The 25,263-nt window shown below is 72.2% G+C and carries 27 protein-coding genes, 1 tRNA gene and 1 pseudogene; 15 read left to right on the top strand and 14 right to left on the bottom strand.

What is annotated here, in order from left to right:
- Positions 1-559: 559 nt before the first annotated feature.
- Positions 560-1,309 (top strand): prepilin peptidase, encoded by a 750-nt coding sequence (locus tag ACN28G_RS27440; RefSeq protein ID WP_421480661.1) that lies wholly within the window; start codon positions 560-562, stop codon positions 1,307-1,309.
- Between the two features lie 146 nt (positions 1,310-1,455).
- On the opposite strand, the gene ACN28G_RS27445 is transcribed toward ACN28G_RS27440, so the two are convergent.
- On the bottom strand, positions 1,456-2,112 hold the full coding sequence (locus ACN28G_RS27445) for a phosphatase PAP2 family protein (RefSeq protein WP_421480662.1): 657 nt from the start codon (positions 2,110-2,112) through the stop codon (positions 1,456-1,458).
- Positions 2,113-2,298: 186 nt separating this feature from the next.
- Here ACN28G_RS27445 and ACN28G_RS27450 point away from each other — a divergent pair, with 186 nt between their 5' ends.
- Positions 2,299-4,695 (top strand): glycoside hydrolase family 65 protein, encoded by a 2,397-nt coding sequence (locus ACN28G_RS27450; protein WP_421480663.1) that lies wholly within the window; start codon positions 2,299-2,301, stop codon positions 4,693-4,695.
- A 116-nt stretch (positions 4,696-4,811) separates the two neighbouring features.
- Here ACN28G_RS27450 and ACN28G_RS27455 read toward each other — a convergent pair whose 3' ends face one another.
- On the bottom strand, positions 4,812-5,282 hold the full coding sequence (locus tag ACN28G_RS27455; protein ID WP_091433155.1) for a hypothetical protein: 471 nt from the start codon (positions 5,280-5,282) through the stop codon (positions 4,812-4,814).
- 200 nt (positions 5,283-5,482) lie between these two features.
- Here ACN28G_RS27455 and ACN28G_RS27460 point away from each other — a divergent pair, with 200 nt between their 5' ends.
- Together ACN28G_RS27460 and ACN28G_RS27465 are read left to right on the top strand one after the other, a co-directional pair.
- Positions 5,483-6,286 carry an SAM-dependent methyltransferase gene (locus ACN28G_RS27460; protein ID WP_421480987.1) on the top strand — a complete coding sequence of 268 codons (804 nt, stop codon included), beginning with the start codon at positions 5,483-5,485 and terminating at the stop codon, positions 6,284-6,286.
- A gap of 119 nt (positions 6,287-6,405) precedes the next feature.
- A complete protein-coding gene (locus ACN28G_RS27465; protein ID WP_421480664.1) occupies positions 6,406-8,418 on the top strand; it encodes a hypothetical protein in 2,013 nt (670 codons plus the stop codon).
- Positions 8,419-8,455: 37 nt separating this feature from the next.
- On the opposite strand, the gene ACN28G_RS27470 is transcribed toward ACN28G_RS27465, so the two are convergent.
- Positions 8,456-8,839 (bottom strand): helix-turn-helix domain-containing protein, encoded by a 384-nt coding sequence (locus ACN28G_RS27470; RefSeq protein ID WP_421480665.1) that lies wholly within the window; start codon positions 8,837-8,839, stop codon positions 8,456-8,458.
- A 149-nt stretch (positions 8,840-8,988) separates the two neighbouring features.
- Between ACN28G_RS27470 and ACN28G_RS27475 the strand changes: the two genes are divergently transcribed.
- Positions 8,989-9,198 carry a helix-turn-helix domain-containing protein gene (locus ACN28G_RS27475; RefSeq protein ID WP_139135552.1) on the top strand — a complete coding sequence of 70 codons (210 nt, stop codon included), beginning with the start codon at positions 8,989-8,991 and terminating at the stop codon, positions 9,196-9,198.
- 690 nt (positions 9,199-9,888) lie between these two features.
- Here the strand turns inward: ACN28G_RS27475 and rox are convergent.
- Complete coding sequence (gene rox / locus ACN28G_RS27480; protein ID WP_421480666.1) at positions 9,889-11,322, bottom strand: rifampin monooxygenase; 1,434 nt, start codon at positions 11,320-11,322, stop codon at positions 9,889-9,891.
- A 203-nt stretch (positions 11,323-11,525) separates the two neighbouring features.
- Here rox and ACN28G_RS27485 point away from each other — a divergent pair, with 203 nt between their 5' ends.
- Both ACN28G_RS27485 and ACN28G_RS27490 read left to right on the top strand, forming a co-directional pair.
- Positions 11,526-11,822, top strand: coding sequence for a type II toxin-antitoxin system Phd/YefM family antitoxin (locus ACN28G_RS27485; RefSeq protein ID WP_229688539.1), 297 nt, complete (start codon positions 11,526-11,528; stop codon positions 11,820-11,822).
- Positions 11,807-12,205, top strand: a complete 399-nt coding sequence (locus ACN28G_RS27490) for a type II toxin-antitoxin system VapC family toxin (protein WP_091433180.1) — start codon at positions 11,807-11,809, stop codon at positions 12,203-12,205. Before ACN28G_RS27485 ends, ACN28G_RS27490 begins: the two co-directional genes overlap by 16 nt.
- A gap of 28 nt (positions 12,206-12,233) precedes the next feature.
- Here the strand turns inward: ACN28G_RS27490 and ACN28G_RS27495 are convergent.
- Positions 12,234-12,306, bottom strand: a tRNA-Lys gene (locus ACN28G_RS27495).
- 120 nt (positions 12,307-12,426) lie between these two features.
- On the opposite strand from ACN28G_RS27495, the pseudogene ACN28G_RS27500 reads away from it, so the two are divergent.
- Positions 12,427-12,565: pseudogene (locus ACN28G_RS27500) on the top strand (epimerase); the annotation flags it as partial.
- Positions 12,566-12,587: 22 nt separating this feature from the next.
- On the opposite strand, the gene ACN28G_RS27505 reads toward ACN28G_RS27500, so the two are convergent.
- The 4 genes from ACN28G_RS27505 to ACN28G_RS27520 all read right to left on the bottom strand — a co-directional run bounded on the left by ACN28G_RS27505 (position 12,588) and on the right by ACN28G_RS27520 (position 15,959).
- Positions 12,588-13,337 (bottom strand): ZIP family metal transporter, encoded by a 750-nt coding sequence (locus ACN28G_RS27505; protein ID WP_091433183.1) that lies wholly within the window; start codon positions 13,335-13,337, stop codon positions 12,588-12,590.
- 23 nt (positions 13,338-13,360) lie between these two features.
- Positions 13,361-14,557, bottom strand: coding sequence for a GNAT family N-acetyltransferase (locus tag ACN28G_RS27510; protein ID WP_421480667.1), 1,197 nt, complete (start codon positions 14,555-14,557; stop codon positions 13,361-13,363).
- 54 nt (positions 14,558-14,611) lie between these two features.
- Positions 14,612-15,331: a PP2C family protein-serine/threonine phosphatase gene (locus tag ACN28G_RS27515; protein WP_421480668.1), complete on the bottom strand. Its 720-nt coding sequence runs from the start codon at positions 15,329-15,331 to the stop codon at positions 14,612-14,614.
- A 61-nt stretch (positions 15,332-15,392) separates the two neighbouring features.
- The gene (locus tag ACN28G_RS27520) at positions 15,393-15,959 is read right to left on the bottom strand and encodes a helix-turn-helix domain-containing protein (RefSeq protein ID WP_091433191.1); all 567 of its coding nucleotides are present in this window, start codon (positions 15,957-15,959) and stop codon (positions 15,393-15,395) included.
- Positions 15,960-16,019: 60 nt separating this feature from the next.
- Here ACN28G_RS27520 and ACN28G_RS27525 point away from each other — a divergent pair, with 60 nt between their 5' ends.
- Positions 16,020-17,186, top strand: a complete 1,167-nt coding sequence (locus ACN28G_RS27525; RefSeq protein WP_421480669.1) for a benzoate/H(+) symporter BenE family transporter — start codon at positions 16,020-16,022, stop codon at positions 17,184-17,186.
- 90 nt (positions 17,187-17,276) lie between these two features.
- Here ACN28G_RS27525 and ACN28G_RS27530 read toward each other — a convergent pair whose 3' ends face one another.
- The 4 genes from ACN28G_RS27530 to ACN28G_RS27545 all read right to left on the bottom strand — a co-directional run bounded on the left by ACN28G_RS27530 (position 17,277) and on the right by ACN28G_RS27545 (position 19,281).
- Positions 17,277-17,654, bottom strand: coding sequence for a hypothetical protein (locus ACN28G_RS27530; RefSeq protein ID WP_091433195.1), 378 nt, complete (start codon positions 17,652-17,654; stop codon positions 17,277-17,279).
- Between the two features lie 101 nt (positions 17,655-17,755).
- The gene (locus tag ACN28G_RS27535) at positions 17,756-18,001 is read right to left on the bottom strand and encodes a hypothetical protein (RefSeq protein WP_091433198.1); all 246 of its coding nucleotides are present in this window, start codon (positions 17,999-18,001) and stop codon (positions 17,756-17,758) included.
- 81 nt (positions 18,002-18,082) lie between these two features.
- Positions 18,083-18,556: a large conductance mechanosensitive channel protein MscL gene (gene mscL / locus ACN28G_RS27540; protein ID WP_421480670.1), complete on the bottom strand. Its 474-nt coding sequence runs from the start codon at positions 18,554-18,556 to the stop codon at positions 18,083-18,085.
- Between the two features lie 41 nt (positions 18,557-18,597).
- On the bottom strand, positions 18,598-19,281 hold the full coding sequence (locus ACN28G_RS27545; protein ID WP_421480671.1) for a FadR/GntR family transcriptional regulator: 684 nt from the start codon (positions 19,279-19,281) through the stop codon (positions 18,598-18,600).
- 50 nt (positions 19,282-19,331) lie between these two features.
- Here ACN28G_RS27545 and ACN28G_RS27550 point away from each other — a divergent pair, with 50 nt between their 5' ends.
- The gene (locus ACN28G_RS27550; protein WP_091433208.1) at positions 19,332-20,675 is read left to right on the top strand and encodes an MFS transporter; all 1,344 of its coding nucleotides are present in this window, start codon (positions 19,332-19,334) and stop codon (positions 20,673-20,675) included.
- 15 nt (positions 20,676-20,690) lie between these two features.
- On the opposite strand, the gene ACN28G_RS27555 is transcribed toward ACN28G_RS27550, so the two are convergent.
- Complete coding sequence (locus ACN28G_RS27555) at positions 20,691-21,047, bottom strand: STAS domain-containing protein (protein WP_091433213.1); 357 nt, start codon at positions 21,045-21,047, stop codon at positions 20,691-20,693.
- Between the two features lie 158 nt (positions 21,048-21,205).
- Between ACN28G_RS27555 and ACN28G_RS27560 the strand changes: the two genes are divergently transcribed.
- The 5 genes from ACN28G_RS27560 to ACN28G_RS27580 are packed head-to-tail and all read left to right on the top strand — an operon-like array spanning position 21,206 to position 25,263.
- Positions 21,206-22,072 carry an STAS domain-containing protein gene (locus ACN28G_RS27560; RefSeq protein WP_091433217.1) on the top strand — a complete coding sequence of 289 codons (867 nt, stop codon included), beginning with the start codon at positions 21,206-21,208 and terminating at the stop codon, positions 22,070-22,072.
- Positions 22,072-22,482 carry an STAS domain-containing protein gene (locus ACN28G_RS27565; protein ID WP_091433220.1) on the top strand — a complete coding sequence of 137 codons (411 nt, stop codon included), beginning with the start codon at positions 22,072-22,074 and terminating at the stop codon, positions 22,480-22,482. The genes ACN28G_RS27560 and ACN28G_RS27565 overlap by 1 nt, the downstream gene beginning before the upstream one ends.
- Positions 22,479-22,898, top strand: coding sequence for an ATP-binding protein (locus ACN28G_RS27570; RefSeq protein ID WP_091433225.1), 420 nt, complete (start codon positions 22,479-22,481; stop codon positions 22,896-22,898). The genes ACN28G_RS27565 and ACN28G_RS27570 overlap by 4 nt, the downstream gene beginning before the upstream one ends.
- Positions 22,886-23,908, top strand: coding sequence for a SpoIIE family protein phosphatase (locus tag ACN28G_RS27575; protein WP_421480672.1), 1,023 nt, complete (start codon positions 22,886-22,888; stop codon positions 23,906-23,908). The genes ACN28G_RS27570 and ACN28G_RS27575 overlap by 13 nt, the downstream gene beginning before the upstream one ends.
- A gap of 8 nt (positions 23,909-23,916) precedes the next feature.
- Positions 23,917-25,263, top strand: coding sequence for a sensor histidine kinase (locus tag ACN28G_RS27580; RefSeq protein WP_421480673.1), 1,347 nt, complete (start codon positions 23,917-23,919; stop codon positions 25,261-25,263).

Here is a 25,263-nt window from a genome sequence, read left to right on the forward strand (position 1 = left end):
GGGTTGCGTCGTACCCAAGGGGCGAGCATAAGCTGACCCACGCCGCTACAACAGAGGCAATTCGCCCGAATACGCTCGGTGATGAATGGGGGTGTCGGCAGATGATCGCTGGCGATGCGTCCAGCTTGCGCGGCCGGCCCCGTATGGTAACCCCGGTCGGTACCGGTGCGGGACTGCCTCCGGGTGCTCCGGCACCGATCGGCCGCCGCGCGGTATTGCGGAATGAGACCGGCTCTGCCCGGATTCATTCCCCCGGTGTCGACGGCCTGGTCGGGGCGGATCGCTGCGAGGTCGGTCGGTCGAAGACATCCGCATGCGGCGGTCTGCCGCTGCCGTCCCGGGTCGGTTCTCGCGCCATCCGCTACACGAGAACCCCGGAACGACTACTGTCCGTGCCGTCCGCCGTTGCCCTGACCAGCGGTCGAGGGACGGTGACGCGTCCAGCTCGCCCCCTCGCCAAGGGATCTTGGAAAAAAACGGCCCGCACAGGGGCCATCAGCTTCCAAGATCGGCCAGGATCTGCCGCAACGTCGCCAGCGGTGCTTCTTCGGGCTGGGGCGTGACCGCCACCCGGCCCCGGCGGTCGGCCGCGCCGGTGCTGGGGGCGCTCGCCGTCGTACCCCTGCTGCGGCTGGCGGTGGTGCGGCACGCCGTACCGGCGGGGGTGGGTTGGCGGGTCGGGTGTGACGGCTGCGGCGCGCCGGTCGGCCTGGACCGGCCGCTGCCGGCGCTCGGGCCGGCGGCGCGCTGCGGCGGGTGCGCGGCCCGGGTCGGCGCGCCACCCGGGATGGTCGAGGCCGGCCTGGTCGCGGCGCTGGCGGTGGCCGCGCTGGTCGGCGGTTCGGTGCCGGAGACCCTCGCGCTGCTCTGGTGGCTCGGCTGGGTGCTGCCCGCCGTCCTGGTCGACGTGGCCGTGCACCGGCTTCCCGACCGGCTCACGTATCCGGCGGCGGCCGGCACCTGGGCGTTGCTCGGGCTGGCCGCGTGGAGCGGGGCGGGCGGGCAGGCGTGGTTGCGGGCCACCGCCGCCGGCCTCGTCCTCGGCCTTTTCTTCGCCGCCACCACGCTGCTGCTCGGCCGACGCGGCTTCGGCCTGGGCGACGCGAAGCTGGCGCTCGGTGTCGGACTGCTGCTCGGCTGGTACGGCTGGGCGACGATGCTCGGCGGGCTGCTGCTGGCGTTCCTGCTCTCCGCCACGGTCAGCCTGGCCCTGCTGCTGGCCCGCCGGATCCGCTGGTCCAGTCACCTGCCCTTCGGCCCGTTCCTGGTGCTCGGCACGGTCGGCGCGTTACTGCTCACCGCCACCTGACCGCCGCCGCCGGCCCGCCTGCACCGCCGGCCCGCCTGTGCCGGCCCGGCCCGCCTGTGCCGGCCCGGCCCGCCTGTGCCGGCCCGGCCCGCCTGTGCCGGCCCGGCCCGGTTTTGGCAGTCGGGCCGGGCCGGCAGGGCCGGTGATCAGTGCCGGTCGACCGGGATCGGATCCTCGGCGCGGCGGCTGCGCCGGCGGAGCACCTCGCCGACCGGCCGGGCCAGCAGCGGCGCGACCACCGCGACGACAAGCGTGCCGAGCAGCACCCCGGCGACCACGTCGTGCGGGTAGTGGACGCCGACGTAGACCCGGGAGAAGGCAGCCAACGCCGCCAACGGCACCGCCGCGTACCAGCCGATCCGACGGTGCAGCAGGACGACGGCGGTGGCCAACGCGCCGGCGATGGTGGAGTGGTTGCTCGGGAACGACCAGTCGCCCACCGGCGGGCACTGCTCGGCGACGATGGCCAGGTCGGTCAACGCCCGGCAGGGGCGGTCCTGGTCGACCAGCACCTTCAGGCCCTCGCTGCACCCGTACGCGAGGACCACCGCGACCGGGGTGACCAGGGCGAGCGCCCGGTCCCGGGGGCCGCCGCCCAGGCGCGGCCAGGCGGCCAACAGGAAGAGCAGCCCGAGCAGGATGATCGACGCCTCGGTGAAGTGGCCCATGAACCACTGCACCGGCTCCGGGTTGGCGTCGGCGAACTCGACCACGTCCCGGTACCAGTCCCCGCTGACCTCCGGAACGTCCGACGGCGCCTCCGACGGCGCCTCCGCCGCACCGACCAGACCTGAGCCGATCATGTCCCACCTCACCATGCCGTTACCCCACCAAGCGTTCAGAAACCGTTTACGAACGAGCACCGTAGGAAACCATGTCGGTTCACCGCAGCGTTCATTGGTTGATCCGAAACCCTCACTTTCGTCTCAGCGGCCTCTCAGCCGGGTCCGGTTGACTGGCCGGTGAGGTCCCGCAGCCTTGGAGGCGATGTGCACACCACCGGAACCGCCGACGGGCGGGAAGGCCCGCAGTCGACGGCGAAGGACGCGACCTGGCGGGTCCGGCGTACCGGGTCCGACCTGGACCGGCTCGCCGAGACCGAGTCGATCTTCGCGTTGAGCAACGGCTGGATCGGGTGGCGGGGCACCCTCGACGAGGGGCAGCCGTGCGGGATGCCCGGCACCTACCTCAGCGGGCTGCACGAGCGGCGGGAGCTGACCTACCCCGAGGACGGGTACGCCTTCCCCCAGCTCAGCGACACCGTGATCAGCGCGCCGAACGCCGCGCTGATCCGGCTCTTCGTCGCCGGCGAGCCGCTGGACGTGACCACCGGCACCCTGCGCGAGCACGAGCAGACGCTGGACCTGCGGGCCGGCGTCGTCGAACGGCACACCGAGTGGGTCTCGCCCGCCGGGCACCGGGTACACGTCCGCAGCACCCGGCTGGTCTCGCTCTCCCGGCACCCGATCGCCGCCGTCCGGTACACCGTCGAGGCCCCGGACGCGCCAGTGGAGCTGCGGGTCTGCTCCGACCTGCAGGCCAACGAGCGGGTGCCGAACCGCTCCGACGACCCCCGGGCCGCCTCGGTGATCCCCGACCCGCTGACCGCCGAGACCCACCGGCGGCACGGCACCGGCGGCGCGCTGGTGCACCGCACCGAGCGCAGCGAGCAGCGGGTCGCCGTCGGGGTCGGGCACACCGTCGAGACCCCGGAAGCCGACGACTGGGCCACCGAGGCCGACCTGACCGACGACCGGCTGCGGGTCACCGTGGTCGGCACGCTGGAGCCCGGCCAGCGGCTCACGCTCACCAAGTTCGCCGCGTACGAGTGGGCGGCACTGGACGGCACCGACGCCGAGGAGATGGCCGAGCACGTCAGCCGGGCGGTCGAGGAGGCCCGCACCGAGGGGTTCGACGCGCTGCTGGCCGACCAGCGGGCCGCCCTCGACGTGGCCTGGCGGACCGCCGACGTGGTCGTCGACGGCGACGAGAAGTTGCAGCAGGCCATCCGCTTCGCCGTCTTCCACCTGCTGCAGGCCGGCCGGCCCGACGTCGACCGGACGATCCCCGCCAAGGGGCTCACCGGCAACGGCTACGACGGACACGTGCTCTGGGACACCGAGGGTTACGTGCTGCCGGTGCTTACCTACCTGGCCCCGGCGATGGTCCGCTCGGCGTTGCGCTGGCGGCACGCGCACCTGCCGGAGGCCCGGGAACGGGCGGCGGAGCTGCGGCTGTCCGGGGCCACCTTCCCGTGGCGGACGATCGGCGGCCGGGAGTGCTCCGGTTACTGGCCGGCCGGCACCGCCGGGATGCACGTCAACGCCGACATCGCCGATGCGGTGCTGCGCTACGCCGCCGCCACCGACGACCCGGACTTCCTCGCCGGCCCGGGGCTGGAGCTGCTGGTGGAGACCGCCCGGCTCTGGCACGGTTTCGGGCACTTCGCCGACGACGGCACCTTCCACGTCACCGGGATCACCGGCCCCGACGAGTACGCCGCCCTGGTCGACGACAACCTCTTCACCAACCTGATGGTCCGGCGCAACCTGCGTGGCGCTGCCGACGCCGTCGAGCGTCACCCCGAGCAGGCCGGGCGGCTCGGCGTACGCCCCGACGAGGTGGCCGGCTGGCGGGCCGCCGCCGACGCCGTGCACCTGCCGTACGACCGCAAACGCGGGGTGCACCAGCAGGCGGCCGGCTTCACCGAGCAGCCCGAGTGGGACTTCGAGTCCACCGACGAGGACGACTACCCGCTGCTGCTGAACTTCCCGTACCTGGAGCTGTACCGCAAGCAGGTGGTCAAGCAGGCCGACCTGGTGCTGGCCATGCAGCGTTTCCCCGGTGACTTCACCGCCGAGGAGAAGGCCCGCAACTTCGCCTACTACGAGGCGCGGACCGTCCGGGACTCGTCCCTGTCGGCCTCCGCACAGGCGGTGCTCGCCGCCGAGGTAGGCCACCTCGACCTGGCGTACGACTACTTCGCCGAGACGGTGCTGCAGGACCTGGCCGACCTGGGTGACAAGACCGGCGACGGGCTGCACCTGGCCTCGCTGGCCGGGGCCTGGCTGACCGTGGCGCAGGGCTTCGGCGGGATGCGCGACGACCAGGGGGTGCTCTCCTTCGACCCCCGGCTGCCCGAGCGGATCGGGCGACTGGTCTTCAGTCTGCGCTGGCACTCGCACCGCCTCCAGGTGACGCTCACGTCCGACGGGGCCCGCTACGAGCTGCCCGACGCCGAGCCGGGCACCGAGATCGAGATCCGGCACTGCGGCGAGCGGCTCCGGATCACCCCGACCGGGCCGGTGACCCGCCCGCTGCCCGCCGTGCCCGACCCCGGCCCCGAGCCCACCGCCCCACCCGGCCGCCGCCCCACCCGCCGGTAAGGAAGGGCCCCCTGTTAACGCATTCGGTATAGCGGGGTACCCCTTTCACACCGCCCCGGCACCAGTGGCGCCTCGGTGCCGGGGTCAGACGGTGCCGGGGCCAGACGGTGCCGGGTTCAGAGCTGGGTGGGCGGGGGTGGGCCGGCCATCCGGGCGTGCACCGCCTCCAGCGCCTCGAAGGCGTACGCCCAGTTGTGGCACTTGAAACTCCGCAGCCCGGTGATCGGGGTACGGCAGTCGAGGCAGTGCAACCCGGCGATCGCCGCCGGGATCTCGGTGTTGACGTACTTGCGTTCACCGAGGATCACGGTGGCGATCATCATCCGGTCGTGCACCCCGGAGAGCGCCGACGAGACGATGTCGAGCCAGCTGACCCGGCGGCGACACTTCGGGCAGTCCGGTTCGTCGCCGCTGAGCCAGAGCGGCGCGCCGATGCTGCGCGCGGGCATGCCGAGCAGCTTCTCGATCCGGCGTACGTCCGACTCCGGCGTGGTCCACCGATGCCGACCGGGCAGGCTGGCGGGCGAGTCGTACACCGCGCGGAACAGGCTCGGATCCACCTCGACCGTTCTTCGTGCACCGGTCACGGCATACCTCCTCGGTCGGTGGCGGTCCCCCCCCAGCAGTGGCGGACACCCGACTCAACGACACGACGGGTTAGCGGGATGTCGCATTCGGTGATAGACATCAGGGCGGATTCCGCTCGGCGCGAGTGGAGCCACGCGAGGGAGGAGTCCCGGTGAGCCCTGATCCGGCATCCGCGGGCGGTCCGCCCGTACCATCCGGTCTGTCGTCGGCAGCGGCTCAGGCGGAGGCTCAGGCAGAGGCTCAGGGCCGCCCGAACGTCGCCCGGATGTACGACTACTTCCTGGGCGGCTGCCACAACTTCGCCCCGGACCGGGCCGCCGCCGACCGGGTGCTGGAGATCCTCCCGGAGACCCGGGGCGCCGCCCAGGCCAACCGGCACTTCCTGCACCGGGCCGTGCGCCACGCGGCGCAGCGGGGCATCCGCCAGTTCCTCGACATCGGTGCCGGCCTGCCCACCCAGGGCAACGTGCACGAGATCGTCCGCGCCGTCGACCCCGGGGCCCGGGTGGTCTACGTGGACAACGACGAGGTCGCCGTCGCGTACGCCGGTGAGTTGCTGACGGAGACCGACGGCGTTGTGGTGGTCCGGGGCGACCTGCGCCGCCCGGACGAGCTGCTGGCCCACCCCGCGGTACGCGCCACCCTCGACCTGACCGCGCCGGTGGCGGTGCTGCTCGCCGCCGTGCTGCACTTCGTGCCGGACACCGACGACCCGTACGGCGCGGTGGCCGGGCTGCGCGACGCCTGCGCCCCCGGCAGCCACCTGGTGTTGTCCCACCTGACCGTGGACGACGTCCCGCCGGACATGGTCCAGCAGGGCGAGGCGATCTACCGCAGCAGCTCGGCCCCGCTGGTGCCCCGCACGCACGCCGACACCCTGCGCTTCTTCACCGGGTACGACCTGGTCGAGCCCGGGTTGGTCTGGCTGGCCGACTGGCGTCCCGACCACGGCGCGCACCCGGTCGTCTCGCACTCCTACGGCGCCGTCGGCATCCGCCGCTGACTCGGTACGCAGGCGGTCGCTGATCCGACAGTGCGCGCGAGCGGACTCCCGGCCGATGTCCACAGTGGCATGATGAGGGCTCGCGTTCGGGATCATGCGAACTCCTGAGGAGACCAGCTGTGGGCAGTCGCCTGCGGAATCTCGTTCGCCGGAGCCTGCTGGCACCGGAGGTCGGCGGCGAGGCGTCCCCGGGCCAGGAGCCTTCCGTCCGGGACACGCAGAGCCTGGAGACGCTCCTGCTCGACTACGAGATGGTGCGTGAGGACGAGCGCAACTACCTCAACGTGCAGGCCGGTCTCTACGGCGTGGCCATCGCCCTGATCGCGCTGATGATCGGGGCGCTGACCCAGGAGTGCGGGCTCGGCATGCGGGAGCCGCCGGACTGCACCGACGCACCCGATGCCGTGCTCGCGGCGGCGCCGATCCTGCCCCTCGGGCTGATCGCCTTCATCCAGGGCATGGGTTCGATCGCCAGCATCCGCAGCTACTATCTGCGGGGGCTGGAGCGGGAGTTGGGGCGGTACGTCCCGCAGCCGATCGCGGCGCTGGGTGATCTCCGGCCGATCAGCTACGTCGGCCTGACCACCGAGTTGATCAGCTTGCGGCGGGGGTTCCTGACCTACCGGATCCTCTTCAACACCATCCTGCTGGCGATCTTCGTCGTCTTCGGCGGCATGACGTTCTACATCGGTACCGCGGTGACCCGCCCGTACCAGGTGGCCATGGCGGTGTTGTACGGCACGGTGGTGCTGATCCTGCTCACCCAGACCCTGCAGGCGACCGTCGGCGGCGCGAGACTGTTCGCCCTGGTGGCGCGGCGGTTCGTCCAGGGGCCCCGGTACAGCCACCTGCCGAAGGTGCACGCGGCCGCGGAAGGCGGGGTGGCCACCACGTTCGGCGCCACCCGGCAGCGGAGCTTCCTCTCGTACCTGCTGCTGCCCCGTCCCGAAGACATGATCAAGTGGTCGATCGCGCCGCTGACGTACGCCGCGTTCGCGGTGGGGCCCGGCGGGTGGGCGGACGTCCGCGGTTTCGTCGTGCTGTGGTTGGTCCTCGAATACCTGGTGTACATGGCCCGGTACCAGTGGAACGACGTCCGGGGCGTGACGGACGACTGGGAGCACAGCGAGAGTGCCGCCCGGGGCCGGCTGCCGATCGGCCGCGACTTCGCCGAGACCAGGTCGAACATCCTGGGCAGCGTCTTCGTGGCGGCGCTCCGGTTGGTCCTGGCGATGCTCGTCGCCTGGCTGGCCGGGCTGGTGGCGCAGACCGGGTGGACCATCGCGGTGGTCTTCGGCGTGGCGGTCCTCTACGAGGTGTTCCGCTCACCCGCGCTGGCCCGGGTGCCGGGGACCGTGCCGGTCGTCTGGCTGCTGGTCGGTGCCGGGTACGCCATCCGGGGCGCCGTCGGCATCCAGGGCGCGGGTGTCCCGCTGCGGTCCGGCCCCGCGCTGGTGGGCCTCGGCTTCTTCGTCTCCTTCGGCATCATGTTCGTGTTGCTGACCTGGGTGCTCGACGCCACCTCGTACGGACGGACCGGGCCGGACGGGAGCTGGGCCTTCCGGCCGGCGTTGCGGCGTAAGCCGCACCTGGCTCGACTGCTGTCCCACACCTCGTTGCGGCGGCACCTGGTGACCGGTCAGCGCGACGAGGAACCGGAGGGGGAGTACGGCGGTGACGTTCGCCTGCTGCTCGACGACCCGCAACGACCCCGGCCAGGTGCCCCGTGGAACGTCGCGCAGGTGGTCGCCGCCGGGTTGGGCGCGGTACTCGGGCTGGAGCTCGCGGTGCCGGCGGATCGACTGCCGGTGGCCCACCTGACGGTGCTGGCCGGTGGGGTGGCGCTCGCGCTGCTGGTCCAGCAGATCCGGAAGACCTGGGTGAACGTGCTCACGGTCGTCGCCGGGGTCGGCGCGCCGGTGGCTGTCGCCCTGGTCGCGGGCGCGGCCTACCCGGTGTTGGCTCCGCTGCCGTGGCTTGTCGTGGCGCTCACCTATGTCAGCTTCCGTGGCTCCTCGTACCAGGAACTCAAGTCCTTCGGTCCGATGGTCGTCGGGCACCTGCGGCGACTGCCGCGGCTGCTGATGCGCGGCATCGTCGGCTCGGCCACCTGGGACCGTCTGGTCCGGTGACCGCCCCGGGCCTGCGGCCACGCCGCCGCGGCCCCCCTCAGACCCGGCGGTTGGCCTGCTCGAAGATGTCCAGCAGGCTCAGCATCAGCGTGCGCTGTTGCGCGGTGTAGGCCGGGTCCCGCCGGATCGCCTCGCGGACGCTGATCTCGGACGCGCGGGCGGCGTCGGTCCCGGTCGGCGGGGCGGGGGCCCGGCCGGCGAGGCGGTGCGCCTCGGCCGGGTCGATCTCCAGGGCGTCGGCCAGGGCGTTGACCACCCGGGCGGTGGGTGGCCGCTTGCCGACCTTCATCCGGCCGACGGTGGTGCGGGCGACGCCGGTTCGGGCGCGCAGCTCGTCGTCGGTCCAGCCGCGACTGTCCTGCTCGGTGCGCACCCGCCACCAGAAGTCGTACGCCACGCCATGTGCAGACCCCTGAGCCACGTGCATGTTGTAGCACGAATGCACGATCCGGACATAGGGCCAGGGTGGCTGATCCCGACTCGCCGGATCGGTCTTGCATCGTCTTGTAGCGTCGGCTAGCGTCCGGTGAGCGCGCGGAAACGCTACGAGTCGATACAAGGTGGGTGCGGGTGTCGGGGCTGGAGATGGAGCGCCTGCTGACCGTTCAGGAGGTCGCCGACGTGCTGCGGGTCTCCCGCTGGTCCGTCGGTCGGTACATCGAGGCCGGCGCGCTGGAGGCGATCAAGGGTGACGGGCCGAACGGCACCGTCCGCATTCCGCTGCGTAGCCTCTCCGCCTACATCGAGGCACACACCGTCGGGCCGGGAGATCAACCGTGACGCCCGCGCCAACCCGCTGCCACCTGCGTGAACATCGATCGTTCGTGGTCGGGTGCGGCTCGGCCGCAGGGCGGGCCGCGCATCGTTCCGGCACCGATCTCGTTGATTCCAGAGAACGGTGCGGGGCCGGTGTCACGCCGGCCCCGCACCGGAGTGGGGCTACCGCTGATCGTTCGATCTGCCAAGTACGGCGATCAGGCGGAGCAGGAGAGCGGTGGTTCTGGCGGCATGAGCCAGGCCGCCGCTTTCTGCTTCCAGCAGTTCTGCTGCAAGCTCAAGAGCGGCGGCCAGGGCCGATGCTGCGTTTCTGACTCTTCCCGGGCCCGCTGGCGGCGACCCGGTTCTTGGGGGTTGGGCCTGCTCTGAGCCCTCGGGCTCCTTGTGATCATCTGCCACCGGTGAGCAGAAGATCCGGTGCTGCACCCTCTCCAACGGAGCCGGGCGCACCGGGTGACGGGGAAAACAAGAATCTTCCTGAGGTGCATCTTCGCCTGCCGTGCCGGTCGCACAAGCTGTCTGTCGCCGTAACGAAGAAGTGTGCTGAGCGACCGGCTCGGCGAAATGGCAAATCCGGCTAAATGTTCAAAGGTGGCAAATCGTCGTGAGTTTGTTGCGATATGCAATTGCATCGGCCAACCCCCGACACGCAAGATCGGCTGTCAGATGCTGGACACCTGTCGACCCGGCCGCTCAGCCGGTGGCAGTCCCGAACCATCGGGGCAGCTGGTCGAGCAGCTCCTGCTGGTCGTCGCCGACCCAGGCCACGTGCCCGTCCGGCCGGAGCAGCAGGGCGGGCACGTCCAGCTCCTCGCTGGCGTCGACGACATGGTCGACCCGGTCCGCCCAGCCGGTCACCGAGAGCCGCCCCGTCTGGTCCAGCAGCAGCCCACGCCCCCGGTGCGTCAGCCCGTACAGGCGTCCCCGCCGCAGCCCCACGTCCCGCAACCGGCGGCCGAGCAGCCGGTGACCCGGGCCGAAGTCGTACCGGACGGAGATCGCGGTGATCTTCTCGATGAGGTGCCGGTTCACCTCCTCGAAGTCCATCAGCTCCGCCATCAGCCGCCGGACGGCCTGCGGACCCGACTCCAGCTTCATCAGCTCGGTCTGCGCCCGGGTGTTGTCCAGCACGTCCGACGCGACCGGCCGCCGCTCGGCCTGGTACGTGTCCAACAGATCCGCCGGTGCCCACCCGGCGACCTGCGCGGCCAACTTCCAGCCCAGGTTGAACGCGTCCTGCAGGCCGAGGTTGAGCCCCTGCCCGCCCAGCGGCGGGTGCACGTGCGCCGCGTCCCCGGCCAACAGCACCCGGTCGACCCGGTACCGCTCGGCGAGGCGGGTGGCATCGCCGAACCGGGAGAGCCAGCGGGGCGAGTGCACCCCGAAGTCGGTGCCGGCGGTGGCCCGCAGCTGCTGCCGGAACTCGTCGAGGGTCGGTGCGACCGCGCGGTCCTCCGCCACCTGGGCCGCCGGCACGACCACCCGGTACAACCCCTCCCCGTCCCCGACCGGTCCGACCCCGAACCGCAGCTGGGTCTTGCGTACCTCGGTCATCACCGCGAGCACCTCATCCGGTGCGGCGGTCAACTCCATCACGCCCAGCAGCGTCTCGGCCCTGCTGGGCTCACCGGGAAAATCGATGCCCAGCAGCTTGCGCACCGTACTGCGCCCGCCGTCGCAACCGACGAGGTAGCGCGCGCGCAACCGGGTACCGTCGGCCAGCTCGGCGGTCACCGCCTCCTCGTCCTGGCTCAACCCGACAAGTTCGACGCCGCGCCGCAGCTCGGCGCCGACCTCGGTGGCGTGCGCGGCCAGCAGTCGTTCGGTGACCGGCTGCGGGATGCCGAGGATGTAGTCGTGCGCGGTGTCCATCCCGGTGGGCCACGCCTTGACGATCCCGGCGAAGTACCCCCCGAGCTGGAACTTCTTGCCCGCCGCCAGGAAACGCTCCAGCAGGCCGCGCTGGTCCAGCACCTCGATGCTGCGCACGTGCATGCCGAGCGAGCGGACCACCCGGGTCGGCTCCGCGTCCCGCTCCAGCACGACCACGCGTACGCCGTGCAGCCGCAACTCGGCGGCCAGCATGAGACCGGTCGGCCCGCCGCCCACGATGATCACATCGATCATGGAAATCCCCGTTCTGTCGCTTGCCCAGCCGTCGTCCACGTCGGACGACGACGCGGGAGGTCGCGGAGCCCGGATGACACCGGGTCCGGCTTCGGCTGGAGATTTTGCAGCAGAACCGGGGTCTTGCCGCAAGACCCCCGGTGTGGTATACGTTAAGAGTGGCAGGGAGCGGTCGACTCCCTGCCTTTTTCTTGTCCGGGCAAATGGAGCAGCTCGGTCTGATTATCAGATACGCTGGTCGCATGCGAACCATCTCGGCCACCGAAGCCTCACGAAGGTTCTCCGATCTCCTTGACGCCATCGAGCGCGGCGAGAGCGTCACCGTCACGCGTGGAAACCGACCGATCGCCGAGATTCATCCGGCCCACCGTCGCACCGGCCGGGACCTACGAGCCGCGCTCGCCGACCTGCCCGCACCCGATGACCACTTCGAAGCCGATCTCACCGACGCCCTCCGCTACGTGACGACCGAACGGACGGATCCGTGGGCCGACGTCTGATCCTCGACACCAACGTCCTCATCGCCTACGAGCGCGGCACGCTCGATCGCGCCCTCCTCGACGAGGACGAGCTGGCGATCGCCGCCGTGACCGTCGCCGAGTATCGGGTCGGCATCGAGCTGGCAGATACCGTCAGTCGTGCGGCAGATCGGGCCCGAGCGCTGGCCGCGATTGTCTCCGCGGTCGATGTCCTCGACTACACCGACGCGACGGCCGCCCACCACGCCCGACTCATCGCACAGGCGCGACGTGCCGGAACACCGCGTGGTGCGCACGACCTGATCATTGCCGCCCACGCAGCCGAGACCGGGCGAATCATCCTCAGCCGAGACGCGAAAGCTCGCTTCGGTGACCTGCCCAACGTCCTGGCGACGCACCCCTGACCGGTCACATCGAGATCACGGCACGCGGTGGGCCGCCTGGGACTCGAACCCAGAACCTAAGGATTAAAAGTCCTCAGCTCTGCCAATTGAGCTAACGGCCCGCTGGGCCACAGGTTACCCGAATCCCGCCCGCGCCCGGCGTCCGCCCGAGGCCCCCCGCGGCGGCAGGCCAACCGGACGGCGACGGGTTGGCGGCCGGATCCGTGGGTACCGGAGCCGGCATGCGGATCGTGGTGGTGGGGGGCGAGCGGGAACGCCGGTACCGCGCTGTTGCGGCGGCTGCGGCGGGAGTCCGACCTGGAGCTGGTGGGGGTGGCCCGGCGGTTGCCGGGGCCGGACGCCGGTCAGACCGACCCCTACTGACTGAGGGTGTCGTCCCTGGTCAGGTGTGGGAGAGGGCGAAGGCGGTCAGGAAGCCGGCCACGGTGATCAGCCCGACCAGCAGGTGGGCGTCCTCGAAGGCCTCCGGGACCATGGTGTCGGTGATCATCGCCAGGATGGCGCCGGCGGCCAGCGCGGTGATGGCGGCCGTCACCTGCACCGGAGCGTCACCGAGCAGGGTGTAGCCGGCCACCGCCGCCACCCCGCTGACCAGCGCGATCGCCGTCCAGAGCAGGAAGACGTACCGTCGGGACCGGCCCGCCCGGCGCATGCCGGCGGCGCTGGAGAGCCCCTCCGGCACGTTGCTCAGGAAGACCGCGACCACGGTGACCAGGCTGACCGGGCCGCCGGCCAGCAGGCTCGCCCCGATCACCACCGACTCGGGTACGCCGTCGAGCAGCGCACCCACCGCGATCGCCGAACCGGAGCCGGGACGTTCCTGTTCGGAGGGCTGTGCTCCGCTGGATCGTTTGCGGTGCTGGGCACCCCGTCGGGCGAGGAGCAGGTTCGCCCCGGTGTACGCCAACGCGCCGCCGGCCGCCCCGATCGTGGTGGCCAGCAGCCCACCCTGTCGGTGCGCCTCCTCGATCAGGTCGAAGGAGACGGCGGAGAGCAGCACCCCCGCCCCGAAGGCCATGACCGACGCGAGCACCCGGCGGGGGACCGGCACGAACCAGCCCACCGCCGCCCCGATCAGCAGAGCGGAACCGGCCAGCAGCCCCCAGCCACCCGCTTGCAACCACTGCGGCACGCCGACGAACCTACTCCCGCCGGTCAGAAGTCGGCGAAGAGGTACGGCACCTGACGCGAGAAGATCCGGCGCAGCTCGGCCGCCGCGTCGGCGGGCACCGAGCCCAGCTCACGCAGGTGCACCTCCATCGGGTCGAGCACCCCGTACGCCAGCGCGGAGAGCCCGGCGGCGGTGAGCGTGGCGGTCGGGGTCGAGGAACCGGCAGCCACGGCAGAGGTCACCTCCAGCTGACCGCTGCCCCCGTCGAGCAGATGCGTGCCGGCCAGCCAGCGGTCCCCGGTCAGCTCGACGAGGACCCGCCCCGTCCCGGCGGGTCGGCCGGTCAGCGCGTCCAGGGAGAGCAGCCGGGCCATCGGGGCGGCCGCCTCCGGGCTGTTCACCCTGGCCTCCACCTGCACGTCGAAGTCGGTGAGCCAGAGTTCGGGCAGCTCGTCGGGGGGAATCTGGACGGTGATCCGGGTTACCTGGTCGATGTGCCGGGCGAAGAACCCCAACAGCAGCATCCGCCCGTACGGGTCCTCGGCGAGCAGTTCGTCGGCGACGAGGTGCCCGCCGTGGCCGTCGATCCGGTAGGTCACCGCGCCGACCGTCCGGCCGTCGAGGCGCGCGGTGACCAGCCAGCGGTTGTCGTCGTCGCGGACGGCGACCGCCCGTTGCGCGTCGAAGACCGCGAAGCCGTGCCGCCGGCGCAGGCACTCCTCGGTGAACGCCCGGTAGGCCGGATAACCGGCGCCGATCCGCTCCCAGGCCAGCTCGCCGGGAAGCTCCGCGCGCAACAACGGACCGAGGTCGGCCGGGGAGAACGAGACGGTACGCGCCTTGGGCAGCCCGACGAAGCCGAACCGGGCGTAGAACGACGGCCGGAACGGGTAGAGCGCGCTCAGCGGGTGTCCCTCGTCGCGCATCTCGTCGAGCAGTTGGTGCAGCAGGGCCCGGATGTGGCCCTGCCGTCGGGCCAGCGGATGGGTGGCCACCGAGGCGACCCCGGCCATCGGCAGGACGGTGCCCCGCAGGTTCTGCCGCATCGGGATCGCGCTGACGCAGGCCACGGTGCTGCCGTCCGCCTCGGCCACCAGGGTCCGGGTCTCCGCCCAGTACGGCAGGCGGTCCCGCCAGCCCTCGATCTGCGCCGCCGGCAGCGGCGAGCGGTCGAAGGCGTACGCCTGGAGCGGATAGCTGGTGGTCAGACGTTCCTCGGCGGTCACCCGGCGGATCTCCATCACCCCATCCCAGCCAGCGCCGACCTGGTACGCAACCGAATTGGGCGGCCGGGGTCAGTCGGTCGTGATGTCGGTGACCACCACCGTCACGTTGTCCGGCGCGCCGGCCTGGTGGGCCAGCTTCACCAGTTGCTCGCCACAGTGCTGGCGCTCGGCGTAGGAGTTCAGGGTGCCCGCGATCGCCCCGTCGGCGACGTAGTCGGAGAGCCCGTCGCTGCAGAGCAGCAGCCGGTCGCCGGTGTAGACGGTGAGGGTGCCGATCGCCGGTGGGGCGTCCGCGCCCTGCACCGCCCGGGTCACCAGCGAGCGCTGGGGATGTTGCCGGGCCTGGGCGGGGGTGAGCGCACCCTGGTCCACCAGGGCCTGGACGAAGGTGTCGTCCCGCGTCAACTGGGTCAGCTCACCGTCGCGCAGCAGGTAGCAGCGGGAGTCCCCGACCTGGGCCAGGACCAGGGTCTCCCCGGCCAGCAGGGCCGCGGTCAGGGTGGTACCCATGCCGTCGCGCGCCGGGTCGGCGGTGATGGCCGCCCGGATCCGCTGGTTGGCGGTGCTCACCACGGCCAGCAGCGCGTCGGTGGCCTCGGTGACTCCGGTCGGCGGGGTCAGCTCGTCCAGGATCCGGATGACGATCTCACTGGCCAGCTCCCCGGCGGGCAGTCCACCCATGCCGTCGGCCACCGCCACCAGGCGGTCTCCGGCGAGGGCGGAGTCCTCGTTGTTGGTCCGGACCAGGCCGACGTCGTTGATGATGGCCGAGCGGAGGATCAGCGTCATGGGACAAGCTTGCCAAGAACAACCCGTCGGCGTCTCGACACACTGACGCCGCGTTGTGAAATTACCTTTTCGGGCGGGGATAGCGCAGTAGGAGACTCGCGGTCACCTCCTCGTCGCCGAGGGCGGCGTAGCCGTGCGGCACGTCCGAGGTCCAGCGCAGGTGACCACCGGCCACGGCGGTCAGCGGCGCGTCCACCGGCCCGGCCCGCAGCACGCCACTGAAGACGGTGACGTGCTCGGTCACCCCGTACTGGTGGGCCGGGGAGACCTGGCCCGACCCGGGAGCGACCCGCAGCCGGTACAGCTCGTACGTCGCGTCGGTGTCGGTGAACACCTCCAGTACGGTCGCGGTGACCGCCGCGCCGCGTACCACCGGTTCGGTCGCCGTCGCGGAGAGTACCGCGCTGAGCGGCACGCCGAGTTGCGCGGTGATCGCGTAGAGCGTCTCCAGAGTGGGGTTGCGCAGGCCGTTCTCCAGCCCGGACAGGGTGGCCTTGCCCACGTTCGCCTGCCGGGCCAGCCGGGACAGCGACAGGCCCCGCTCCTCGCGCAGGGTGCGGACCCGGCGACCCACCTCACCGGCCTCGGCGTCGAGGGGGCGACGGGGCTCTGGTGGTGGCTGGTCCATCCCGCTATGGTGCTACACGGCCAGCGTTCCGTAAACGGAACAGTCGGGGAGGGGGTGGCCGTGGCCGGACGTACCCAGCCGTTGTTGGCCGGGGTGGTGACCGCGCTTGTCGGCTTCGCCAGCTCGTTCACCGTCGTGCTGGCCGGATTGCGGGCGGTCGGTGCCACCGACGCCCAGGCCGCCTCGGGGCTGCTCGTGCTCTGCCTCACCGCCGGCCTGGCCGCCGCCTGGCTGGGGCTGCGCCACCGGATACCGATGAGCGTGGCGTGGTCCACCCCCGGTGCCGCGCTGCTGGTGGCGACCGGACCGCTGCCCGGCGGCTGGCCGACGGCCGTCGGGGCGTTCCTCGTCTCCGGCGTGCTGATCGTGGCCGCCGGACTCTTCCCGCCGCTGGGCCGGGCCGTCGCGGCCATCCCCCGACCGGTCGCCGGCGCGATGCTCGCCGGGGTGCTGCTGCCGCTCTGCACCGCCCCGGTCCGGGCCCTGGTCGAGGTGCCCCTGCTCGCCGCGCCGGTGGTGGTGACCTGGGTCCTGCTGCACCGGTACGCCCGCCGCTGGGCGGTCCCCGCCGCGCTGGCCGTCGCGGTGGTGGCGATCACCCTGACCGCCTCCGGACTCGGCGGGGTGGGTGCGGCGGGGCTGCTCCCGGTCGTCGAGTTGACCGCGCCGGCCTGGAGCCTCTCCGCCACGATCGGCCTCGCCGTGCCGCTGTTCCTGGTCACCATGGCCGCGCAGAACGTGCCCGGGATGGCGGTGCTGGTCGGCTACGGCTACCGCCCGCCGTTCGGCGCCGCGCTGCGGGCCACCGGCCTGGCCAGCCTGGCCGCCGCGCCCGCCGGCGGACACGCGGTGAACCTCGCCGCGATCAGCGCCGCCCTCGCCGCCGGCCCGGACGCCCACCCCGACCCGGACCGCCGGTGGATCGCCTCGGTCACCGCCGGTGTCGGTCTCGCCCTGCTCGGGCTGGGTGCCGGACTCGCCACCGCGCTCGTCGCGCTGGCACCCCCGGTACTGATCGAGGCGGTCGCAGGCCTGGCCCTGCTCGGGGCGTTGGCCACCGCGATCGCGGCGGCGGTGACCGAGCCGGACGCCCGGGAGGCAGCCGTGGTCACCTTCGTCGTCACCGCCTCCGGGGTGACCCTGCTGGGGGTGGGCGGCGCGTTCTGGGGACTGCTCGCCGGCTGGCTCATGCTCCTCCTCTTCCGCGAAGGAAGGGCCCCCTCTTAACGCTTTCGGTAGAGAGGGGTTCCCCTCTCACATCGCATCGAGGACGTGCACGTCACGCCGGGGGCGCGCACCAGGGGGCAGGGTGCCGGGTTACTGCTCCGGCGGGAGGTCGGCGGCGGGGACGGCCAGCCGTACCCCGTCGGCGGTGACGGTGGCGATGCGGTCGGCAAGCACGTACACCGCGCCGGTGGGGACCAGGTCGGTGGAGACCTTGAGGTAACCGCTGTGCAGCAGCCGGGCGGCCAGGTCGGCCGGCACGTCGGGCTCCTCGACGGTGGTCGACTCGATCAGCTCGTCGAGGCTGCTGCCGGGGTCGGCGTTCGGGGTGCCCTGCACGGTCACCGCGTTCGGGTCGCCCCGCTGGACCAGATCGACGGTGCCGATCTCGGTGCCTGTCGAGTCGATCACCCGCATGCCGGTGGTGACCCGGGAGATGGTCGCCTGCTGCTCGGTGTCCTGCTGGCTCATCCTGGCGCGGTTCCCGGACCGGCCCGACGCTAAACGCGCGACGGCGTGGCGCCCACCGCGACCACGTGAGGGCAAGGACCGCGCGAGGGCCGCGGGGTGGCTCAGTGGGACGGGGTCCAGCCGCCCGGCGGGCGGGGGGAGAGCTCCCGCCAGTCTGCCCCGTCGAGCAGGGCGCGGACGGTCTCCTCCGCCGCGTCGGCGCTGTCGTACTCGTAGAACCGGGAGACTCCCTCGGCGCCGCCGGCGCGCTGTTCGACGTGCCAGCGGTCGGCGTCCACCCGGAGGAAGACGTCCCGCCGGGCGAGTCGCCCCCACTTGCCGTTCCACCAGTGTTTCCGCTGCTCCATGGGGTGGACTCTATCGAACACACGTACGAAAAAGGTTGGCCCCTGCGGGATTCCCACAGGGGCCGATGTGCGGGTGCCGGCTCAGCGCAGGGCGGGCGGCTCCTGGCGGCGACCCAGTACGTCGTCGAGCGCGCCGCGCTGCTGCCCCGGGCCGGCCTGGCCGGCGGCGACCAGCGCGTCCCGGATCTCGGTGAGCAGTTGGATCTCCTCGCTGGGCGTCTTCGGCGGCGGCTCCTCACCCCGCTGCCGCCGCTCGGCCAGCTTGTTCATCGGGAACACCACCAGGAAGTACAGTGCCGCCGCGGTGAGCACGAAGGTGATCAGCGCGTTGACGAAGCTGATCCAGTCGAACTCGACGTTGCGTACCGTCCAGACCGCGCCGTCCAGGCCCTTTTCGCTGCCGGTGATCAGCACGGTGATCAGCGCGATCAGCGGCTTGAGGAACGAGGTGGTCAACTGGGTGACCACCGCCGTGAACGCGGCCCCGATGACCACGCCGACCGCCAGGTCGATGACGTTGCCGCGCATGATGAACTCTTTGAAGCCCTTGAGCATCCCTACTCCTGTGGCTGGCCCGTGTTTCGATCGGGGACAACCTAAGCCCCCGGGGCGGGCTCCAGGAAAGCGCCGGCCTCCCGGGCGGCCCGTGCCGGGTCACCGGCCCGGATCGCCTCGACGAGTCGACCGTGGTCGACGTACCGCTCGGGGAGCAGTTCGTCGCCCATGGTCCGGGCTATGGTGCTGCGGAGCGCGGTGCCGACCGAGGCGTACAGCTCGGCGAGCATGCCGTTGTGCGCGGCGGCGACCACCGCGGTGTGCAGCGCCGCGTCGGCCTCCACGAAGTCGGCGACCCGGCCGCCGCGCCACGCGGCCTCCCGGGCGGCCAGCGCGTCGTCGAGCGCCGCCAGGTCTGCCGGGGTACGCCGAAGCGCGGCGAGCCGGGCCGCCTCCACCTCGAAGGCGCGCCGGACCTCCACCACCTCGGCCGTCCGGTCGTCGGTGATCCGGCGGGCCACCACCGGGGCCAGTTCGTCGGTGGAGACCACGTACGTCCCGGAGCCCTGCCGGCACTGCAGCACCCCGGCGTGCACCAGTGCGCGGACCGCCTCGCGGACGGTGTTGCGTCCCACTCCGAGCGTGGCGACCAGCTGTGGCTCGGTCGGGATCCGGTCGCCCACCGGCCAGTCGCCGCGCAGGATCCGCTCCCGCAGCGAGGCGATGGTCTGCTGCACCCGCCGGCCGCGCGGCGGCACGGTGGCGGAATCAACCGATGGTGGCACTGGTTACATCACCCGCCCAGAATTCATCCCATGATTGTAGGTTGACGGTCATGACCCCGCCACCGACCGCCCTCGCCTCAGCCCGCACCCGCATCCCCGAGGCGCCGCCGGATACCCGGCCGGCACCGGCCGAAGCGCCGCTGCCGGACTCCGGTCCCCAGCCGACCGCCCCGCCGCCGGTGGCACCCCCACCCGCTGCCGGCCGACCGGCCGCTGGTCCGGTGGTGATCCTGGTCGGGATCCTGCTGGTCGCCCTGAACCTGCGCGCCGCGATCACCAGCCTCGGCGCGCTGCTCGACGAGGTACGCACCGGCCTGGCGCTCTCCGGAGCGGTGGCCGGCTTCGTCACCACCCTGCCCGCCCTGGCGTTCGCCCTGTTCGGGTCGCTGACCCCGCGCCTGGTCCGCCGGTACTCGGCCGCCCGGGTGCTGGTCGCGGCGATGCTCGCCCTCGCCGCCGGGCAACTGCTGCGGGTGGCCACCGACTCGACGGTGGTCTTCCTGGTCACCAGCGCGCTGGCGCTGGGCGGGATCGCGGTGGCCAACATCCTGCTGCCGATGCTGGTCCGGCAGTACTTCCCGCACCGGGTCGGGCTGGTCACCGGGGCGTACTCGATGACCATGACGGTGGGTGCGACGGTGGCCGCCGCGGCGGCGGTACCGGTCGGGCACGCGCTCGGGTCGTGGCGGGCCGGGCTGGCCGTCTGGGCGCTGCTGGCGGCGGTCGCCGTACTCCCGTGGGTGCCGGCGGCGCTGCGGGCGCACGCCGCCGCCCGGCGGCCGAGCGCGACGCCGGTCGCGTCGGTCCCGCTCCGGATCCGGCCCGGTCGGACCCGGCTCGGCTGGGCCATGGGGCTCTACTTCGGCACCCAGGCGCTCGGCGCGTACGCGTTGATGGGCTGGCTGGCCCAGCTCTTCCGGGACGCCGGTTACACCGCCGGGGACGCCGGCCTGCTGCTGGCGGCGGTGACCGCGGTCGGGGTGCCGATCGCCCTGCTGATGCCGACCCTGGCCGGTCGGATGCGCACGCTGCACCCGCTGATCCTGGTGCTCTCCGCGGCGATGCTCCTGGCCTACCTGGGCCTGGCCGTGGCGCCGTACCGGGGGGCGTTGGTCTGGGCGGTGCTGCTCGCGGTCGGGCAGAGCGCCTTCCCGATGCTGCTGGCGACCATCGGGCTGCGGGCCCGGACCACCGAGGGGACCGTGGCGCTCTCCGCGTTCGCCCAGAGCGTCGGGTACCTGATCGCGGCTCTGGGGCCGCTGCTGGTCGGCGTCCTGTACGACGTCACCGGCGGGTGGGTCGCACCGATCGGTTTCCTGCTGGTCGCCCTGGTGGTGCAGACGGCGGCGGGCATGGTGATCGCCCGTCCCCGGTTCATCGAGGACGAGCGCTGAGTGGTGCGGGTCGGGTCAGGAGGAGGTCGGCGTGGGCTCGCCGGCCACCGCCTCGTCCACCGTCGGATAGGTCTGCAGCACCTCGACCAGCCCGCTGACCTCCAGGATGCGGAGCACCCCACGCTGCGGGGCGGCGAGCCGGACCACGCCGCCGGCCTCGTCGCAGCTGTTCTTGGCCCGGACGAAGACGGACAACCCGGTCGAGTCGCAGAACGACACCTCGGCCAGGTCGAAGACCAGGCGGTTGCGGCCCTTGTCGAGCAGGTCGGTGATCTGGTCCTGCAGCTGCGGTGCCGTCGCCATGTCCAGCTCACCCGCGACCGATACGACGACCACGTCGCCACGCTGTTCCGTGTGCACCGTCAAGGACATTCGTACCTCCTGTTATCCGGGGGAACGGTATCCCACCGAACCGGGGTACGCCGACCGGGAGCCGAACCCGGTGGCAGCGGTCATTCCTTTGCCACGGGGCAACTAGTTGACCGGGGTGCGGTGATAGAGTCCGGCCGGTTCGGGTCGAGGAGGTAAGCATGGCGTTGACCGCCGAGGAGAACGGCCGACTCACCGGTCTGTTGAACGAGCACGCCGAGCGGATCACGCAGCGGTGGACCGAGCTCGTGGCGGTGACGTTGCGCGGTCGGCTGAGCCAGGCCGAGCTGCGCCGCCAGCTCGGTGACCTGCACCGCAGCCTGGTCGCCGTGGGCGAGCAGGGGATCATCGACGTGGAGGCCGAGCAGGCCGCCGAGCTGCGCGCCGAGCTGTCCGAGCTGTCCCGGGGACGGGCCCGGCAGGGCTTCTCGGCCCGCGAGACCGCGGTGAGCATCTTCGCCCTCAAGGACGTCCTGCTGGAGCTGATGGACGCCGAGGCCGGTGCGGGCACGCTGCGCGACTACGTCGCCTTCGCCGCCCTGATCGACCAGCTGGGCCTCTTCACCGTGGAGAGCTACGTCCGGACCCGGGAGAGCCTGATCGCCGACCAGGCCGAGCAGCTGCTCGAACTCTCCACCCCGGTGGTCAAGCTCTGGGAGGGCGTCGTCGCCGTGCCGCTGGTCGGCACGCTGGACTCGGCGCGGGCGCAGGTCGTCATGGAACGGCTGCTGCAGACCCTGGTCGACACCGGCTCGCCGTACGCGATCATCGACATCACCGGTGTGCCGGCGGTGGACACCCAGGTCGCCCAGCACGTGCTGAAGACCGTGGTGGCCGCCCGGCTGATGGGCGCCGAGTGCATCATCTCCGGCATCCGGCCGCAGATCGCCCAGACCATCGTCGCCCTCGGTATCGAGTTCGGTGACATCGCCACCAAGGCGAGCCTCGCCGACGCGCTGCGGCACGTCCTGCGGATCACCGGCGTGGAGAACGCGCGCCGACAGGCGCAGGCGCGCCGGGAGGCCTGATGGAACGGGTACCCATCCTGAAGATCGGCGACATCCTGCTGGTCTCCATCCAGCTCGACATGTCCGACCAGACCGCCGTGCAACTGCAGGAGGACCTGGCCGAGCGGATCGTCGCCACCGGTTGCCACGGCGTGATCATCGACATCACCGCGCTCGACATCGTGGACTCCTTCGTCGGGCGGATGCTCTCCACCATCGCCTCCATCTCCAAGGTGCTCGACGCCGAGACGGTGGTGGTCGGGATGCGCCCCGCCGTGGCCATCACCCTGGTCGAGCTGGGGCTCTCGCTCAACGGCATCCGGACCGCGCTCAACGTCGAGCGGGGCATGGAGCTGGTCGCCGCGGCCCGCGCCGACGAGTTCGGTTACGACTTCGACGAGCCGGACGCCGAGACGACGGCGACAGCATGATCACCGGCGTCGACCTGGGGCAGCCGCAGACCCAGGCGGTCCGCGCCGACGAGGACGTGGTCCGGGTCCGCCAGTTGGTGCGTACCGTCGCGGTGCAGGTCAAGCTCTCCCTGGTCGACCAGACCAAGCTGGTCACGGCCGCGAGTGAGCTGGCCCGTAACACCCTGGTGTACGGCGGCGGCGGCACCGTCGAGGTGATGACCGCGGACAACGGCCGGCGGCGCGGCGTACGGATCGTCTTCGCCGACTCCGGTCCGGGCATCGCCGACCTGGACCTGGCGCTCACCGACGGCTACACCACCGGCGGCGGGCTCGGGTTGGGGCTCAGTGGCGCCCGCCGGCTGGTCGACGAGTTCGAGATCGACACCGGCGTGGGCCGGGGCACCCGGATCACCATCACCAAGTGGTCCCGTTGACCTCCGACGTGGTTCCCGACCAGGGGATCTGGTTCCGGGTGGAGAGCAGCAGCGCGGCCAGCGCGGTCCGGCGGGCCGCCGAGCGCCTCGGCAGCCAGCTCGAACTCGGTGCCGAGCGCACCGCCGACCTGGCCATCGTCGCCGCCGAGCTGACCAGCAACCTGGTCAAGCACGCCGACGAGGGCGCGTTGCTGCTGCGGCCGGTACGCGGCACCCGGGAGGCCGGGGTGGAGCTGATCGCCCTCGACTCCGGGCCCGGCATGGCCGACCTGGCCCACTCCGCCCAGGACGGGCACTCCACCGCCGGCACCCTCGGCATCGGCCTCGGCGCGATCCTGCGGCAGGCGAGCTGGTCCGACGGGTACTCGCGCCCCGGCCGGGGCACCGCCTTCGTCGTGCAGGTCTGGCCGGTGGCGGCCCCGGATCCGAGCTGGGCGGCCGGACTGACCCGACCGTTGACCGGCGAGTCGGTGAGCGGCGACGGGTACGCCGTCCGGGTCGTCGAGGGCCGGCACCAGGTGCTGGTCAGCGACGGGCTCGGACACGGACCGCTGGCCTCGGCCGCCAGCGACGCCGCGCTGACCGCGTTCCGGGCCGCGCCGGCCGCACCGCCCGGCGCGGTGGTGCAGCACCTGCACCGGTCGATGTCGCACACCCGCGGCGCCGCGCTGGCCGTCGCCGAACTCGATCCGGCCGCCGGACTGCTCCGGTACGCCGGGCTGGGCAACATCTCCGCCATGATCACTGTCGAGGGTGAGCGCCGCCGAGGGCTGGTCTCGTTGCCCGGGATCGCCGGCCACCAGCGGCCCACGGTGCGCGAGTACGACTACCCGTTCGCCGCCGGGGCCCTGCTGACCATGCACAGCGACGGGGTGGTCGACCGCTGGTCGATGGACGACTATCCCGGGCTGGCCGACCGGTCGCCGCTGGTGGTGGCCACCACGTTGCTGCGCGACGCCGGCATCCGGCGCGACGACGCCTGCGTGCTGGTTGCCCGGGCCTGGTCGTGACCGGCCGGATGGACGAGCCGCTGCTGCAGCTGGCCCTGCGGGTGGAACACGACATCTTCGTGGTCCGCCAGCGGGGCCGGGAGGTGGCCGCGGCGGTCGGCCTGGAGCACCAGGACCAGGTCCGGGTCGCCACCGCGCTCAGCGAGGTGGCCCGGGACCTGCTGACCATCACCGGTGGGGCGAACGTCACCTTCGCCGTGACCGGCCGGGTCGACGGGCGCTTCGGCCTGCGAATCGACCTCGCGCCGCTGCGCCCGTTGCCCGACGACGACTACCAGCCGCAGTCCGGCGCGGTGGCACGTCTGGTCGACACGTTGGGCGTGGTACGCGTCGAGGGGGATACGGTCGTGAGGATGTCCCGACGCGCCCCCTCCCATGTGCCTGAGCCGACCCCGCAGCGGCTCGCGGAGCTGCGCGCCGAGCTGGAACGGGTCGCCCCCGGCAGTGCCGTGGACGAGCTGGCCAGCCAGAACCAGCAGTTGATCGCCGCCCTCGACGAGGTACGCAGCCAGCGCGACGAGCTGGCCGTGCTCAACGCGGAGCTGCAGGAGACCAACCACGGGGTGATGGCGCTCTACAACCAGCTCACCGAGGAGTTGGAGGCGACCAACCAGGGGGTGGTGGCCCTCTACGCCGAGCTGGACGAGAAGTCCGCCCAGCTGCGGGCGGCCAGTGAGTCCAAGAGTCGCTTCCTGGCCAACGTCTCGCACGAACTGCGGGCCCCGGTCACCGCGATCATCGGGTTGGGGCGGCTGCTCACCGACGGCGGCTCCGACCCGCTCACCACCGAGCAGAGCCGCCAGGTGGAGCTGATCCGCTCCTCCGCGACCGACCTGCTCAGCCTGGTCAACGAGCTGCTCGACCTGGCCAAGGCGGAGTCCGGGCGGATCGAGCCGGCCTGGGCCGAGGTGGACCTGCGTCTCCTCTTCGGGCAGTTGCGCGGCACCCTGCGGGCGCTGGCCTCCCGGGACGAGGTGGAGCTGGTCGTCGAGGATCCGCCGCACCCGGCAGTCATCCGAACGGACGAGGTGCTGCTGGCCCAGGTGCTGCGTAACCTCCTGCACAACGCGCTGAAGTTCACCGAGCGGGGCGAGGTGCGCATGCGGGCTGAGCAGCGGGCCGACCGGTGGCAGCTGACGGTGACCGACACCGGCGTCGGCATCGCCCCGGAGCTGCACGAACGCGTCTTCGAGGAGTTCTACCAGGTGCCGGGGAGCACCCGGGTCGGCGGCACCGGCCTCGGGCTGCCGTACGCCCGGCGGTTGGTGACCCTGCTCGGCGGCACGATGCAGCTGACCAGTACGCCGGGGCAGGGCAGCAGCTTCACCGTGGCCCTGCCGGTCGGTGGGGGCTGA

Origin of the sequence: Micromonospora sp. WMMA1923 (genome assembly GCF_049179195.1) — a bacterium.
GTDB lineage: Bacteria > Actinomycetota > Actinomycetes > Mycobacteriales > Micromonosporaceae > Micromonospora > Micromonospora yangpuensis.

Bases quoted from the DNA above. Each gene is read 5' to 3' on its own strand.
- ACN28G_RS27445 (WP_421480662.1), bottom strand. From the start codon at position 2,112: ATGATCGGCTCAGGTCTGGTCGGTGCGGCGGAGGCGCCGTCGGAGGCG.
- rox (WP_421480666.1), bottom strand. From the start codon at position 11,322: ATGATCGATGTGATCATCGTGGGCGGCGGGCCGACCGGTCTCATGCTG.
- ACN28G_RS27485 (WP_229688539.1), top strand. From the start codon at position 11,526: ATGGAGCAGCTCGGTCTGATTATCAGATACGCTGGTCGCATGCGAACC.
- ACN28G_RS27510 (WP_421480667.1), bottom strand. From the start codon at position 14,557: ATGGAGATCCGCCGGGTGACCGCCGAGGAACGTCTGACCACCAGCTAT.
- ACN28G_RS27515 (WP_421480668.1), bottom strand. From the start codon at position 15,331: ATGACGCTGATCCTCCGCTCGGCCATCATCAACGACGTCGGCCTGGTC.
- ACN28G_RS27520 (WP_091433191.1), bottom strand. From the start codon at position 15,959: ATGGACCAGCCACCACCAGAGCCCCGTCGCCCCCTCGACGCCGAGGCC.
- ACN28G_RS27530 (WP_091433195.1), bottom strand. From the start codon at position 17,654: ATGAGCCAGCAGGACACCGAGCAGCAGGCGACCATCTCCCGGGTCACC.
- ACN28G_RS27535 (WP_091433198.1), bottom strand. From the start codon at position 18,001: ATGGAGCAGCGGAAACACTGGTGGAACGGCAAGTGGGGGCGACTCGCC.
- mscL (WP_421480670.1), bottom strand. From the start codon at position 18,556: ATGCTCAAGGGCTTCAAAGAGTTCATCATGCGCGGCAACGTCATCGAC.
- ACN28G_RS27550 (WP_091433208.1), top strand. From the start codon at position 19,332: ATGACCCCGCCACCGACCGCCCTCGCCTCAGCCCGCACCCGCATCCCC.
- ACN28G_RS27555 (WP_091433213.1), bottom strand. From the start codon at position 21,047: ATGTCCTTGACGGTGCACACGGAACAGCGTGGCGACGTGGTCGTCGTA.
- ACN28G_RS27560 (WP_091433217.1), top strand. From the start codon at position 21,206: ATGGCGTTGACCGCCGAGGAGAACGGCCGACTCACCGGTCTGTTGAAC.
- ACN28G_RS27565 (WP_091433220.1), top strand. From the start codon at position 22,072: ATGGAACGGGTACCCATCCTGAAGATCGGCGACATCCTGCTGGTCTCC.
- ACN28G_RS27570 (WP_091433225.1), top strand. From the start codon at position 22,479: ATGATCACCGGCGTCGACCTGGGGCAGCCGCAGACCCAGGCGGTCCGC.
- ACN28G_RS27580 (WP_421480673.1), top strand. From the start codon at position 23,917: ATGGACGAGCCGCTGCTGCAGCTGGCCCTGCGGGTGGAACACGACATC.